Here is a 13741-nt window from a genome sequence, read left to right as displayed (position 1 = left end):
TCGACGAGGTGTTGGCCGAGATCAGGGAACTGCGCGTACTCGTGATCGACGCAATAGGACGCAACGAACCTGCCGCCGACTGACGGCGAGAGAAGCGCGCCGACCCCCGCCGTGGCGTCGCGGCAACTCGAACCGACGCGGGGCTGTCGCCGCGGACTGCTAAGATGCTCCCGATGAGGAGGTGCAGCATGCGGCACGTCATCGCGATCCTGGCGGCCATCGTCCTGCTTCCGGTGCTGGCAAACGCGCAGGCGCCCGAGCGCACCCCGTGGGGCGACCCCGACCTGCAGGGAGTCTGGACCAACCGGACCACGACGCCGATCGAGCGCCCGACCGAGTTCGAGGAGCGGACGGTGCTCTCCGAGGAGGAGCGCGCGGGGTTCGACGCGCAGGCCGAGGCAGCGCGGGACCAGCCCCCGCCCCCCGGCCAGACCGGCTCCTACAACAGCTTCTGGTTCGACCGCGGCCTGCGGAGCAACCGGACGTCGCTCATCGTCGACCCGCCCGACGGAAGGTACCCGGCGATGACGGAGCGGGTGCGCGAGAGTGACCCGGCGTTCGCCGCGATGCGGGACGGCACGCGGTTCGACACGTGGCACGACCTGAACCTCTACGACCGGTGCATCACGCGCGGGATGCCCGGCGCCATGCTCCCCGGCTTCTACAACCACAACTACCAGATCCTGCAGACGCCCGACCACGTCGTGATCCTGGTGGAGATGATTCACGACGCGCGGATCATCCCGCTGGACGGACGCGACCACCTGCCGTCGCAGGTCGGCCAGTGGCTGGGCGATTCGCGCGCCCGCTGGGAGGGCGACACGCTGGTGGTCGAGACGACCAACCTGACCGCGCGGGGCGATCAACGGGTGCGCTACCTGGTGCAGGCGGGCAGCGAGCAGGCGAAGGTCGTGGAGCGTTTCAGGCGGGTCGCCGCCGACCGCATCGACTACAGCTTCACGGTCACCGACCCCTTGACGTACGAGAGTCCGTGGACCGCCGAGATCCCGATGGTGCCGCTCGGGGGCGAGATCTTCGAGTACGCGTGCCACGAAGGCAACTACGGACTGGTGAACATCCTCGCGGGCGCCCGCGCGGCCGAGCGCGCAAGCGAGCAGTAGTCGACCGGCTCGACGCGCCCGGAATCCGGAGACTCCCGGCGATTCAGCGCGTGGGCTCGGCGCCGGCGTCCCCGGCGCCTCGGCTCGCCGTGGCTTCGCTGTTTCCCTGGCTCCGGTCGGCGGTGTCGGCATTCCCGAACCCGCGAGCTGCGGTGTCGGCATGCCCGTATCCCCCACGGGCCGGCGCATCCGGGCCCCCGTAACCGCGGCCGGGCACGGGCGCGGGCCGCGGGTCGCGGACGGTCGGCCTGGGGACGAGGGCAATCTCCTGGGCGGTCAGCTCGCCCGGCTTCGTGGGCGACGGACGCAGCGTGAACTCCAGGATCAGCCGCCGGCTCGGCAGCTCCTGCGTGTTGATGCCCGCCCGCTGCAACTCGCTGCTGTGCACGAAGGTCGACGCGTAGGGCGAGTCCTCGCGTGTCGTGTCGGTGACCCACAGGGGGCCCGTGAACGAGCGCAGATAGCGGATGAAGCCGAATCCCTTGATCGAGTCGTACCAGTGGCAGAGTCCGCGGACCCGCGATCCCTCGTCGCCCCAGTCGGGGCCCCGCGATTCCCCGGGCAGCAGTCCCGGAACCAGGTACCCGGAGACGAACATGTCCGCCTCGCGCCGCAGGTCGCCCGATATGTTGTCGAAGGCCACCACCTCGACCCGGCAACCCATGTTCTGCAACGCACGCGCGACCTTGGTGAAATCGCCGTCTCCGGTCGCCAGCAGCACGCGGTCGATGTTGCGGGCCTCCAGCAGCACGTCGACCGCCATGTCGAGGTCGCTGTTGGCCTTTCCGAGGCGCTTGCCGTCCTCGTTGATGTACCACTTGACGTGCTTGACGATGACCTTGTAGCCGAAGTCGCGCAACGCCGCCTGGAAGCTCTGCACGTTGCGCTTGTAGTCCTCGTCGGTATGGGCCCGCTCGCGGTCGAAGGACGTGTATGAATTCAGCCGCAGCGCGTCCGCTCCGTCGCGGCACGCGAACTCCCGCAGAACGTCGTAGCGGAGGCCCCGGCCCCCGTTCCTCGTGATGTTATCCGTATCGACGTAGACACCGACTCGCACGCTCCCTCCGTTCCGGATGCCGGCAACGCCCCTTTGCGCGCCGCCACATTTCAGTATACGCGCCGGTGGCTGGGGGTTGCTCCGGACGGGTGGCGGTAGTAGATTGCCCCTGAACGCCATGCTCAGGAAAACAATGCGGCTGTCACTGTGCCTGCTCGCGCTCGTTGCGTCGAGCACGGCCTTCGCCTGGCTCGGTCGTCCCGTCGCGGCGCAGGCCCCGCCTGCGGCCGGGCAGGCGCCGGACGCGGCGCAGGCGGAGTTCTTCGAATCCGCCATCCGCCCCCTGCTGGCCGACAACTGTCACGCGTGTCACAGCGCGCAGATCGGCACGCCGTTCGGCGGCCTTCGGCTCGACAGCCGGGACGGACTGCTGGCGGGCGGCGACTCGGGACCGGTGATCGTGCCCGGCCGCCCGGACGAGAGCCCGCTGGTGCAGCGCCTGCACGGCCGGCCGATGCTGATGCCGCCGCTCGGACCGCTTGCCGACGACGACATCGCCGCGATCACGAGGTGGGTCGAGATGGGAGCGCCGTGGCCCGAGGCGACCCTGGCCGCCGCCGGGGCGGATCCGCCGGACCCGTCCGCGCCGTTCGACCTGCCGGAGCGCCGGCGCACGCACTGGGCGTGGCAGCCGGTGCAGGCCGGCGAGCCCGCCGTCGATGACGACGCGTGGCCCGCGACGCCGGTCGACCGGTTCGTTCTCGCCGCCCTCGACGAGGCCGGGCTCGCACCGGCCCCGGACGCCGACCGCGCCGCGCTCGTCCGCCGCCTGTCGTTCGACCTGCGCGGGCTGCCCCCGACCCCGGCCGAAATCGCCCGGTTCGCCGGCGACGACTCGCGGTCGGCCTATGCGGACCTGGTCGACCGCTTTCTCGAATCGCCCCACTTCGGCGAGCGCTGGGCGCGCCACTGGATGGACCTGTTCCGCTACAGCGAGTCGCACGGCAGCGAGGGCGACCCCGACATCCCGTTCGCCTGGCGCTACCGCGACTACCTCATCCGCGCGTTCAACGACGACGTGCCCTACGACCGGTTGATCCGCGAGCACCTGGCCGGCGACCTGCTGCCGGACCCGCGCCTCGCCGCGGACGGGCGGACCAACGAGTCGATGATCGGCCCGGCCAACTTCCGGCTCATCGAGCACGGCTTCCAGCCGGTCGATCCCTGGGAGGATCGCGTCAAGTGGACCGACAACCAGGTGGACGTGGCGTCGAAGGCGTTCCTGGGCCTGACCGTGTCGTGCGCCCGCTGCCACGACCACAAGTTCGACGCGATCAGCCAGAAGGACTACTACTCGTTCTTCGGCACGCTGTACGGCGCGCGGCCGACGGTGCGCGCCGTCGACTCGCAGGCCGTCCTCGAAACGAACCGGGACGCGCTTGCGGCGCTGAAGGCGGACATTCGCGGCCTGCTCGCCGCTGCGTGGGGCGCGGCGGCCGAGTCCGTCGGTGACGAGCTGCTGGCCGGGCTGGAGCCGGCGGCGGATGAGGCCGACGGTGCGGAGGATGCCGACGCGGATCGCGTAGACGAAGCGGAGGCGGGTCCGGCGCCCGACCCGGCATCCGGCAGCGTCCTCGCGGCGTGGCAGGCGCTGGCCGAGGTCGATGCCGCCGATTTCCCGGGGGCCTGGCGCGAGCTGCGCGCGCACTGGGACGCCGAGATCGCCGACCGCGAGCGCTACAACGCCGAGCACTTCGAGCCGAAGTGGGATCTGACCGGTCCCGACTACGCCGAGATGGTCGGCCACGGCACCGGCCTCACGGCCACGCCCTCGAAGCCCGGCGAGTTCGCCATCGAGCAGCGCGGCGACCTGCTGCTGACCGGGATCTATCCGGGCGGCGCCTACACGCACCTGCTGTCGACGAAGCATCCCGGCGTCATCCAGACCCCCAGCTTCGAGATCGACAGCGACTACATCAGCTTCCGCGTGATGGGCGGCGACCTCAGCTTCGTGAATCTCATCATCGAGAACTACGCGGTGCCGCGCGGCGGCATCTACCACCTGCGCCACAGCCCGAAGACCGACGAGATGGGCTGGGTGCAGTGGGACACCGAGTTCTGGAAGGGCTTCAGCGCCTACATCGAGTTCGCGACCCAGGACGACGCCACGCGGTTCCAGCTCGACCCCGAGGACAGCCAGTTGCGGCACCGGCCGACGCGGCGGGGTGACGGACGGTCGTTCATCGGCGCCAGCCGCATCGTGTTCCACGACGAGAAGCGGACGCCGAAGGAGACGGTCGTTCCCATCCTCTCGCTGCTGGGTGGTGACGCGGAGGACGCGGCGTCGGCAGCGCCGGCCGAGCCGGCGTCCCGCGAAGAGCTGGCCGCGCTGATCGCCCACCGGGCGGGAGAGGCGGTCGCCGCCTGGCGGGACGACCGGCTCAGCGAGCAGCAGGCGGTGTTGCTGGACGAGCTCGTGCGGGCCGACCTGCTGACCCGCTCGCTGGAGGAGCTGGTCGACTTGCGCGCGCCGGTGGCCGAGTACCGGCTGCTGGAGCGGGACGTGCCGGTGGCGCGCCGCGCGCCGGGCGTCATCGACGAGGCGGCCCCGGATCAGCCCCTGCTGGTGCGAGGCAACCACAGGAACCTCGGCGAGCCGGTGCCGCGCGGGTTCCTCACCGCGGTCGACAGCCGGCAGTATCCCGAGCCGGGGCTGGTCCGGTTGCACCTCGCCGAGGCGGTCACCGCCCCCGACAACCCGCTCACGGCGCGCGTGGCCGTCAACCGGGTGTGGCGCTACCTGTTCGGCTACGGCATCGTGCGCACCGTCGACAACTTCGGCCGGCTCGGCGATCCGCCGTCGCATCCCGCCCTGCTCGACTACCTGGCGGCCGGCTTCGTCGACGACGGCTACTCGATGAAGCGGCTCGTCCGCCGCCTGGTCCTCAGCCGGGCCTATCGGATGAGCAGCCAGGCATCGGCCAGGGCCGCCGAGGTCGACCCGTCCAACCGGCTGCTGCAGCACGCCAACCTGCGGCGCCTCGACGCCGAGGCAATCCGCGACGCGATGCTCTCGATCTCCGGTCGCTTCGACCCGACGATGTACGGGCCGTCGGTGCCGGTGCACTACGCGGCGCGGCGCGGCCTGACCCAGGGCGATCCGAACAACGGCCCGGTGGACGGCGACGGGCGGCGGAGCATCTACCAGGAGATCCGGCGCAACGCGCACAACCCGTTCCTGGAGGTCTTCGACCTGCCGAAGCCGGCGACGACCCGCGGCCAGCGGGACACGACGAACGTGCCGGCCCAGTCGCTCGCGCTGCTCAACAGCCCGTTCGTCATCGGACAGGCGGCCGAGTGGGGCCGGCGGCTCGCCGAGGGCGAGGCGACGTCGGTGGACGGGCGCGTCACGCACATGTTCGCCAAGGCGCTCGCCCGCCCGCCGTCGGAGACCGAGCGCGCCCGCGTCGCCGACTACCTGAACGCCGTGGCCACAGAGCGGGGCGTCGACCGGTCGCTGCTGCTCTACGACGCCGCGGTGTGGCAGGACGTCGCGCACAGCCTGTTCAACCTGAAGGAGTTCATCTTCATTCCGTAGCCCGCGATACGCACATGCCGGCGCCGCGCGCTGCGGCGCGGGCGTGCACGCACGGGGACGCCCGGACACGCTGCCGACGCAGAGGATTCCACCGATGCCCTTCGACCCACGCCACCACCCCGGAGCCCGCCCGTTCCTGACGCGCCGCGAGATGCTGCGGCAGACCTCCACCGGCTTCGGCTGGCTCGCCCTGTCGGCGTTGATGGCCGACAAGGCCTACGCGGGGCTGGCGCAGGGGGGCGGACCGACCGGCAGCGTAGCGTCCGCCGGACCGCTCGCCGCCAAGGCGCCCGACTTCGCGCCCAGCGTCAAGAACGTCATCTTCTGCTTCATGTCGGGCGGGATGTCGCACGTCGACTCGTTCGACCCGAAGCCGCGGTTGGCGGCCGAGGCGGGCGAGCCGATGCCGTTCCAGACCGAGCGGACGATGTTCAACCAGGACGGCAACATCTGGCCCAGCCCGTGGGAGTTCACGAACTACGGCAGCAGCGGCATCCCGGTCAGCGCGCTCTTCCCGCACACCGGCGGCGTCGCCGACGAGCTGACCGTCATCCGCTCGATGACCGCGCCGTTCATGGAGCACGCCCAGGCGAACTTCTACTTCCACTGCGGCATGCCGTTCACCGGCTTCCCGAGCATGGGCGCGTGGGTCACCTACGGCCTCGGGACCGAGAACCAGAACCTGCCCGGCTTCGTCGTCCTCGGCAGCGGCGGCATCCCGCTGGGCGGCATCAACGTGTTCGGCAACGGCTTCCTGCCCGCCGTGCACCAGGGCTCGCTGATCTATCCGGAGCACGCCGAGCCGCTGCACAACGTCAATCCCAGCGAGACCGACGACCGGCAGCGCGCGCGGCTGTCCCTGATCGACGACCTCGACCGGCAGTTCCTCCAGCGCACCGACCAGGAGACGCGCGTGGAGGCGGCGATCGACAACTACGAGATCGCCTACCGGATGCAGACCGCGGTCCCCGAGCTGACCGACCTGCGCGGCGAGACCGAGGCGACCAGGAGGCTCTACGGGCTCGATTCGCCCAACGCCTCCACCGCCGCCTACGGGCGGCAGTGCCTGGTGGCGCGCCGCCTCGTCGAGCGCGGCGTGCGCTTCGTCGAGCTGACCATGGTCGGCACCGACGGCATGGGCCAGGCCGCAAACCCGTGGGATCAGCACACCAAGCTGATGGAGGGCCACGCCGCCAACGCGCTGACCGTCGACCAGCCGGTCGCCGCCCTCGTCAAGGATCTGAAGGCGCGCGGCCTGCTCGACGAGACCCTCGTCATCTTCTCCCCCGAGTTCGGCCGCACCCCGTTCGTGCAGGGCACCAACGGCCGCGACCACAACCCCTACGGCTTCAGCCTCTGGATGGCCGGCGGCGGCCTCAAGAAGGGCTTCATCTACGGGCAGACCGACGAGTATGGCTACCGCGTCGTCGAGAATTCCCACACCGTCCGCGACCTGCACGCCACGGTGCTGCACCTGCTCGGCCTCGACTACCAGGGCCTCACCTACCGCTTCGGCGGCCGCGACTTCCGGCTGGCGGACGTCGACGGGCACCCGATGCGGGGGATTCTGGCGTGAGGAGCCTCTATGCTGACCGGCTCAAGCCAAGTGGCGATGATTGCCACCGCGTACTAGGCAACACCTTGGCCCCGCGCCGGCCTGCGCCTCGTGGCGACCTGGTTGACGTCAACCGCTGAGAGCGGGAAGTAGCCGCGTGACACAGTCGAGTACCTCATCCGGGAGATCCACCGGATCGAGGACGCTCAGCCGTGGGGACGACGATCGCCCACGGGTCGACGGCCAGTTGCGACAGAGCGGTCATGGCAACCCGCAACCCGTGATCTGTGCTCAGGTCGAGGCCGGGGCATGAGACGAGAAGGCTTCTTGGCGCACATGGGCTACCACGTCGGAGCGGGCGGCGCGCCAGTGCGGGAGCGGCACAGAATCCTCGATCAGTGCTACAGCCATCGGGTACCTGAGCATGTCGAGAACGCGGCGAGTTGGGGCGCGCCGAATTCATTTCAGCGCGTTCAGAAGATGCTTAGGACTCTGGACGGGCTTGCGGAGAACTTCCGTCGAAATGACCCCGAGCGATACGCAGACGCCATTGCCGACTACGAAGAGGATCGGAACTACCTGCTGGCGAAGCACCTGCCACCCGGGAAGTGGTTGCCATGGTAGAGGGCGGCTCCGAGATCACTCGCCCTAAAGAGCCTCGTCTCGACGAACGTCAAGCTGCTGCGCGAGTACGCGAAAGAACGTCGTCGAGAGTATCCCTCCGTCCGTGCTGAGGAAGATCAGGGAGGAGATCGATGGTTGAGTCCACGCGCGACATCGGGGAGGAGATTCTGGAGGGCATCCGCCAACTCAAGGGCGGTCAGCACGGACGCATCATCAACGTGCCCGCCATCTCGAGCGTTCGCGAGAAGACGGGGCTGTCCCAGTCGAGGTTTGCGGAACTTCTGTGTGTATCGGTTCGGACCCTGCAGGAATGGGAGCAGGGCCGGCGCAAGCCTTCCGGTGCCGCTCGTACACTGCTCATGATCGCCGAGAAGAACCCGCGCGCACTGGTCGACGTTGCGTAGGCGTCGACGTCCGACCCCATCAGGCTTGCGCCGGTCCCGCATCACAAGAATGCCGCGGCGCCGCGCGGGTTCCGGGGTCGAGCGGGCGGGCGCGATCGGCCGGCACGCGGGCAACAGCGGCGTGCAGGTCGAGCTTCATCCTGAGGCGCAGGCCGAGACTCGCCACGCCGCCATCTGGTACGACGAGCGCCAGCTTGGCCTCGGCGACCGGTTCCCTTTCGCATCGCGTCTTCGTCGTTCTTTCTTCCTATTCGCTGCTCCCTCGTGACTCGTAGATCAGCTCGGGCACCACGACTTCCCACGACTCCCGCAAGGCGCGGTCCTGCTGGATCGGGTTGCCGTCGAGCCGGTCCCATCCGACGATCGCGTGGACGCGCGCCTTGCACCGGTCCGCCGGCGGGCGGTAGTTCCGGGCGAGCTGTCCCACCACCTGGCCGTTGGTGTCGGCAAGCAGCCACCGGCCACCGTTCTCGCGAACCTCGAGAGGATCGCCCGTCCGCAACGCGCCGATCGCCCCGTGCACGGGGTGCCTCGACGCGTGCTGTCCCGCGAAGCCCAGGTCGACATCCCTGAGCCCCAGCGGCTGGTAGCGCATGTCCGACTCGGGGGGCGGTTCGTTGCGAACGACGTGCTCACGGTGGACGAGCGCGGGTATGTCCTGCGACCAATAGTCGCCGCCGCGATGCCGTCCCGGCCAGGGGGCGTCGCGAAGCTCGTTCTCGTGCGCCGCCGACATTTTCAAGAGCGTCAACGTCTGACGGGCGCGGGTCATGGCGACGTAGTAGAGCCGCAGCACCTCGTCCGACCGCCGACGGTAGCCGTGTTCGTCCTGTCCCCAGCCGCCGTCCAGAATGACCACGTGGTCGAATTCCAGTCCCTTCGACGAGTGCGCCGTCACCAGCAGGAGACCGGTCTGACGCCGGCGCAACTCGCGCCCCCACTCCGCAAGCCAGGCCGTGAACGCCTGCACCGAGGTCTCCGCGCCGCCGGTTTCCAGCAGGTAGTCGTCGAGGGCTTCCGTCAGCACGTCCGACCAGTTCCCGGCCGGTTGCTCGGCGAGCCACGCCCGGAGCGCGTCCCCGGTGACCAGGCCGTTCGCGAGCGTGCCGAGCCAGTCGCGCAGCCGTCGGACCTCGCGCAGCCGCCAGAAGAACGACGTGTCCTCGCGCGCCACTTGCACGGGGATGGCGTCACGTTCGCAGAGGCCGCGCAGCGGGTCGAGATGGCGCCAGTTGCGGGCGATCACCGCGCAGGTCCGCCAGTCCCAATCGGGAGCGAGTCCCGCCAGGCGGCGCAGTTCGGCCAGGGCGGCGATTGCCTGCGAACGATCGTCGCCGCGTACGCGCAGAACCTGCACCCTGCCCCGGCCCACTGCGTCGCGTGACTCCCAGTCGCCGCCCTTGGGCTTCCTGCGCCGCGAGCGGTCGATCTCGATGGGGTGCTCCGCCTTCATTCGCTCGCGGGCCGACGCGATCCACGCGTTCGCGGCGTCGATGATGTGTCCGGTCGAGCGGTAGTTCTGGGTCAGGTAGACCGTCCTGGCCTTGTAGTCCTCCTCGAACCGGCGGAGGTACTTCACCGACGCTCCGGCGTAGGCATAGATGTTCTGGTCGTCGTCGCCCACGGCGAACAGGGTCAGCTTGCGCTCCCCGCCCGTCAGCGTTCTGCCGGCCAGGGCCGAGATCAGTCGATACTGCTCCTCGTCGACGTCCTGGTACTCGTCGACGAGGATCCAGCGGAAGCCGGCAAGCAGTCGCTCGCGTTGCTCGTCCGCCTCGTCGGGCGGCAATCCCTCGCCGCGCAGCAAGGCGGTCGCCTCCCTCAGGAGCTCGCCGAAGTCGTCATCGGCGAGCGCCGGACGATTGGCGAGGTGGGCGCCGGTGAGGCGCAGCGCCATGCCGTGGCAGGTCAGGACGGTGACGCCCCGGGAGTCCGCGCCGACGAGTCCGTCCAGGCGGCGGCGGATCTCGACGGCCGCGTGGCGGTTGTAGGCGAGCGCCAGGATGCTGCGGGGATCCTCCCGGCGTACGCGCAGCAGGTAGGCGATGCGGTGGACCAGCACGCGGGTCTTGCCGGAACCCGGGCCGGCCAGCACGAGGACGTTGGTCTGCTCGCGGTCGTCCGCGACGATGCGCCGCTGCGTCGGGTTGTTCAGGCTCTCGACGATGGCCCGCCAGGATTCCGGCGTGGTCTGGCGCGCCAGGTCCGTGCGGTCCGGCAGCCAGCGTCGCAGGAACGTGTCCCGGTCGAGCGCGAAGTAGTCCATCGCCAGTTGCAGGGCGGCGGCGATGGCGTCGAGCCCGCGATTGACGAACTCCTCCATGACGTGGATCTGCAGCACCTGTTCCTGGTAGTGCAGTTCCAGCGGGGCGAAGTCCGTCCGGCCGAATCGCCGGCGGGTCTTCTCCACCCGAATGGTCATCGCCGGTCGGAACACTGCGAGGCCCTTGTTGAGGCGAATGACCTCCTGTTCGTGCAGCCAGAGCAGGGCCCGGTCCAGCAGCTTGCGCGGGTCCCGGACCCAACTCCGGAGTTCCAGGTCCGATTCGATGGACTCGAGGAGCTTGCCGAGGGTGGTCTCGACCAGGAGATCCGCGCCCTGTACGCCGGGCTTCAGTTGCTCCCGCAGATGCTGCAGGAGCACCTCTGCGGCCGAGCGGCGGCGACGGGCCGTTTCCAGAAGCGCAGGCCAGTCGCGATTGAGTTTCACGCTGACCTGATCGCGGTCCAGTTGACGCAGGTCGATGCTGCCCGGGCCGTCTTCCCCGCGTCCGTCCATGCTCAGGCTCCGCAGCAGGCGCAGAGTAAGGAGCGGCAGCGCCCCTTCGTGGCCATCGTCCTTGAGCGCCTGCGTGACGGGCCGCAGGTGCATCACCGAGGCCCTCGCCTCCGCGTCGAGGTCCGGCGCCAGTTCCCGCATGCGATCCACGAGCGCCTGTTCCAGCCCGACGGCGCTGTCGAGGCGGCGCTGCGACGAGCGTTCGATGCCCTCGTGGATGTAGGCGGTGAGGGTCGTGTCGTTGTTGGCGATGCCGAGCTGCTCGAGGTCGTAGAGCGCGTTGCGGACGCCGTCGCGGCTCAAGCCGGACAAGGCCATCAGTTCGTCGGTGGAGACGCCCTCGTCGATGGGTGCGTTGATCAGCCTTTCGACGATCCTGACGAGCGGCGGACGATGGCGTTCGTCGACCCTGGCAAGGCGTTGCCTGGCCTCGTCGAGCGTGCCGACCAGGAGCGAGGAAGCGAATATCTCGGCGCGGTTCTCGTCGCGCTGAACCAGGCGGGCGTCCTCCAGCCACGCGATGGCCGTCTTGATGCGCGTGTCGTCGGTGTTGGTGTCGCGGCGGAACGCGTGCTCGTCGTCCTCGACCAGGATCTCGCCCGGCGTCGCGACGACTTCGCTGTTGCGACCGCGACCGCTGCGGTCGTTCTTCGTTTTCAGGTTCCTGAGCGCGCGGCAGATGCCATCGATCTCGGTGCGGGTCAGCCGCGATCGTGCCGCGAGCCCGAACTGGCGTTCCACGTCGTCCGCCGTGTAGAGAAGCACGCAACCGGCCGCCTCGGCGTCCCGACCGGCGCGGCCCGCTTCCTGGAGGTAGTTCTCCAACGAGCCCGGAAGGTCGGCATGCACGACGAGACGCACATCCGGCTTGTCGACCCCCATGCCGAACGCGTTGGTCGCCACGATGACGCGTAGCCGCCCCTCGATGAAGTCGTCCTGGACCTGCTTCTTGCGCTCCGGTTGGAGTTTCGCGTGGAAGTGCGACGCCGACCAACGCTTGGCGGCAAGGTACTCGGCGACCTCCTCGCAACGTCTCCTCGTCGAGCAGTAGACGATGGCGCCGCCGTCCGAGTCCGCCGGCAGGTGGTGGTGGAGCAGGTCGTCGATGTGCGCGAGCTTCTCCGCCGGACTCGTCGGCACCACCTCGAAAGTCAGGTTGTCCCGCTGCGCCCCGCCGTTGAAGACCTGGAGCTCGATGCCGACCTCGTCGCGAAAGTGGCGCAGGATGTCCTCGACGACGGCGGGTTTCGCCGTGGCGGTCAGACAGACGACGGGGGCGGGTCGTCCGCCGGCGGAGCGCTCCCGGATGAACCGGCCCACGTAGCGGTAGTCCGGCCGGAAGTCGTGGCCCCAGCTCGACAGGCAGTGGGCTTCGTCGAGCACCCAGGAGCCGATCTCGCGCTGCTTGATGGACTCCACCACGCCCCGGTTGCGGAGTTGCTCGGGCGAAGTCAGGACGATCCCCGCATCGCCCAGCCGGATGCGGTCGAGGGCGTCCGACCGTTCCGGCATGGACAACATGCCGTTGACGGTGACCACGGATCCGATGCCCCGGTTCTGCAGTCCGGCCACCTGGTCCGCCATGAGGGCGACCAGGGGCGAAACGACGACGGTCAGCGCGCCCGTCTTGTGGTAGCGCGACAGGGCCGGCACCTGGTAGCACAGCGACTTGCCGCTGCCGGTCGGCAAGAGCCCCAGGACGTGCCCGCCCGCCATCGCCTGCTCGACGATGGCGCGCTGCATCGATCCGCCGCCGGGCATGGCCGGTTCGGCGCGGAAGTCGTCGAAACCGAACCAGCGCCGGAGTTCGGAGCGGGCGTCGTGCACTTCGCGGCACCATCCGCAGTCGCTGGCCGTACAGGCGTGGTCGCGCAGCTCGGCGAGCAGCTTGCCCGCCTGGGGAAACTGGTGTCGTACCCAGGGCGGCATCACCGAGTTGCCGCCGGCCACGGACAACCAGGCCAGCACGTAGGCCAGGGGCCAGCCCGGTTCGCCCGCGCCCGAGACGACGGCGCCGCCCCGAGTGGCGCAAGCCTTCCCGGCGAGCAGACGGCCGATGGCGTCCCTCGCGTCTCTGTCCGAGGGCCGCGGCGAGAAGCGCAACGCCTCGAACAGGGCATCGAACGCCGCAAGGTCGTCACCCCGCGACGTCAACCAGTGCCAGGCGAGCAGCAGGTCGGAACCGGCCTTGCCGAGTGCGGTACGTTCGTCTTCGAAGAGCGTCAGCGCGAGCCGGGCGTCGTGCTCCGGATCGTTTCGCCGTTCGCGGACCAGGTCGCCATCCAGGTAGTGCTTGATCAGGCGGTGGTACGGATTCTTCGGGAAGGCCAGTGGACTCAGCATGAGGGTGTCCAGGGCCGGACGGCCGAGCAGCCGGAGATCCGGCGCCGCCGCGCGCAGGTGCGGCAGGTCGAAGTGGATCAGGTTGTGGCCGAGGATGACGTCCGCCGGTTCGGCGAAGTCGTCGAGTTCGCGCAGGGCGCGGTCGAGCCCGCGTGGATCGAGCCTGGTGCGGACCAGGGACCTGCCGTTGGAATCGACCGCCGCCAACGCGTCGATTCGCTCGCTTCGCTTGCCGACCTCCAGGTCGATGGCCAGGCAGCGCATCAGAATTCGCGTTGGCAACTCTTGCCGGAACGGCGCATTCGTCGTCTCTGCAAGAA

Annotated in this window: 7 protein-coding genes; 5 read left to right on the top strand and 2 right to left on the bottom strand. The window is 69.6% G+C overall.

Annotated elements, in window-relative coordinates; translation table 11 throughout:
• Positions 1-188: 188 nt before the first annotated feature.
• Entirely contained in the window at positions 189-1121 is a 933-nt protein-coding gene (locus F4X11_08255; protein MYN65005.1) for a hypothetical protein, read from the top strand.
• 43 nt (positions 1122-1164) lie between these two features.
• Here F4X11_08255 and F4X11_08250 read toward each other — a convergent pair whose 3' ends face one another.
• Complete coding sequence (locus tag F4X11_08250) at positions 1165-2196, bottom strand: NYN domain-containing protein (protein ID MYN65004.1); 1032 nt, start codon at positions 2194-2196, stop codon at positions 1165-1167.
• Between F4X11_08250 and F4X11_08245 the strand changes: the two genes are divergently transcribed.
• From F4X11_08245 to F4X11_08230, 4 genes are all read left to right on the top strand, one after another.
• Complete coding sequence (locus tag F4X11_08245) at positions 2195-5716, top strand: DUF1553 domain-containing protein (protein ID MYN65003.1); 3522 nt, start codon at positions 2195-2197, stop codon at positions 5714-5716. The two genes, F4X11_08250 and F4X11_08245, sit on opposite strands and share 2 nt — an antisense overlap.
• Before the next feature lie 94 nt (positions 5717-5810).
• Positions 5811-7292, top strand: a complete 1482-nt coding sequence (locus F4X11_08240) for a DUF1501 domain-containing protein (protein MYN65002.1) — start codon at positions 5811-5813, stop codon at positions 7290-7292.
• Positions 7293-7580: 288 nt separating this feature from the next.
• A complete protein-coding gene (locus tag F4X11_08235; protein ID MYN65001.1) occupies positions 7581-7895 on the top strand; it encodes a hypothetical protein in 315 nt (104 codons plus the stop codon).
• A gap of 131 nt (positions 7896-8026) precedes the next feature.
• Positions 8027-8299, top strand: coding sequence for a helix-turn-helix domain-containing protein (locus tag F4X11_08230; protein ID MYN65000.1), 273 nt, complete (start codon positions 8027-8029; stop codon positions 8297-8299).
• A 247-nt stretch (positions 8300-8546) separates the two neighbouring features.
• On the opposite strand, the gene F4X11_08225 is transcribed toward F4X11_08230, so the two are convergent.
• Positions 8547-13685 (bottom strand): RecQ family ATP-dependent DNA helicase, encoded by a 5139-nt coding sequence (locus F4X11_08225; protein ID MYN64999.1) that lies wholly within the window; start codon positions 13683-13685, stop codon positions 8547-8549.
• Positions 13686-13741 lie beyond the last annotated feature (56 nt).

The sequence above is a fragment of the Acidobacteriota bacterium genome (genome assembly GCA_009861545.1).
Taxonomy (GTDB): domain Bacteria; phylum Acidobacteriota; class Vicinamibacteria; order Vicinamibacterales; family UBA8438; genus WTFV01.
This window is presented reverse-complemented; position numbering and strand designations above follow the sequence as displayed.

What these genes read in the sequence shown, in the direction of transcription:
- F4X11_08255 (MYN65005.1), top strand. Translation starts at nt 189, where the DNA reads ATGCGGCACGTCATCGCGATCCTGGCGGCCATCGTCCTGCTTCCGGTG.
- F4X11_08245 (MYN65003.1), top strand. Translation starts at nt 2,195, where the DNA reads ATGCCGGCAACGCCCCTTTGCGCGCCGCCACATTTCAGTATACGCGCC.
- F4X11_08240 (MYN65002.1), top strand. Translation starts at nt 5,811, where the DNA reads ATGCCCTTCGACCCACGCCACCACCCCGGAGCCCGCCCGTTCCTGACG.
- F4X11_08235 (MYN65001.1), top strand. Translation starts at nt 7,581, where the DNA reads ATGAGACGAGAAGGCTTCTTGGCGCACATGGGCTACCACGTCGGAGCG.
- F4X11_08230 (MYN65000.1), top strand. Translation starts at nt 8,027, where the DNA reads ATGGTTGAGTCCACGCGCGACATCGGGGAGGAGATTCTGGAGGGCATC.
- F4X11_08225 (MYN64999.1), bottom strand. Translation starts at nt 13,685, where the DNA reads ATGCGCTGCCTGGCCATCGACCTGGAGGTCGGCAAGCGAAGCGAGCGA.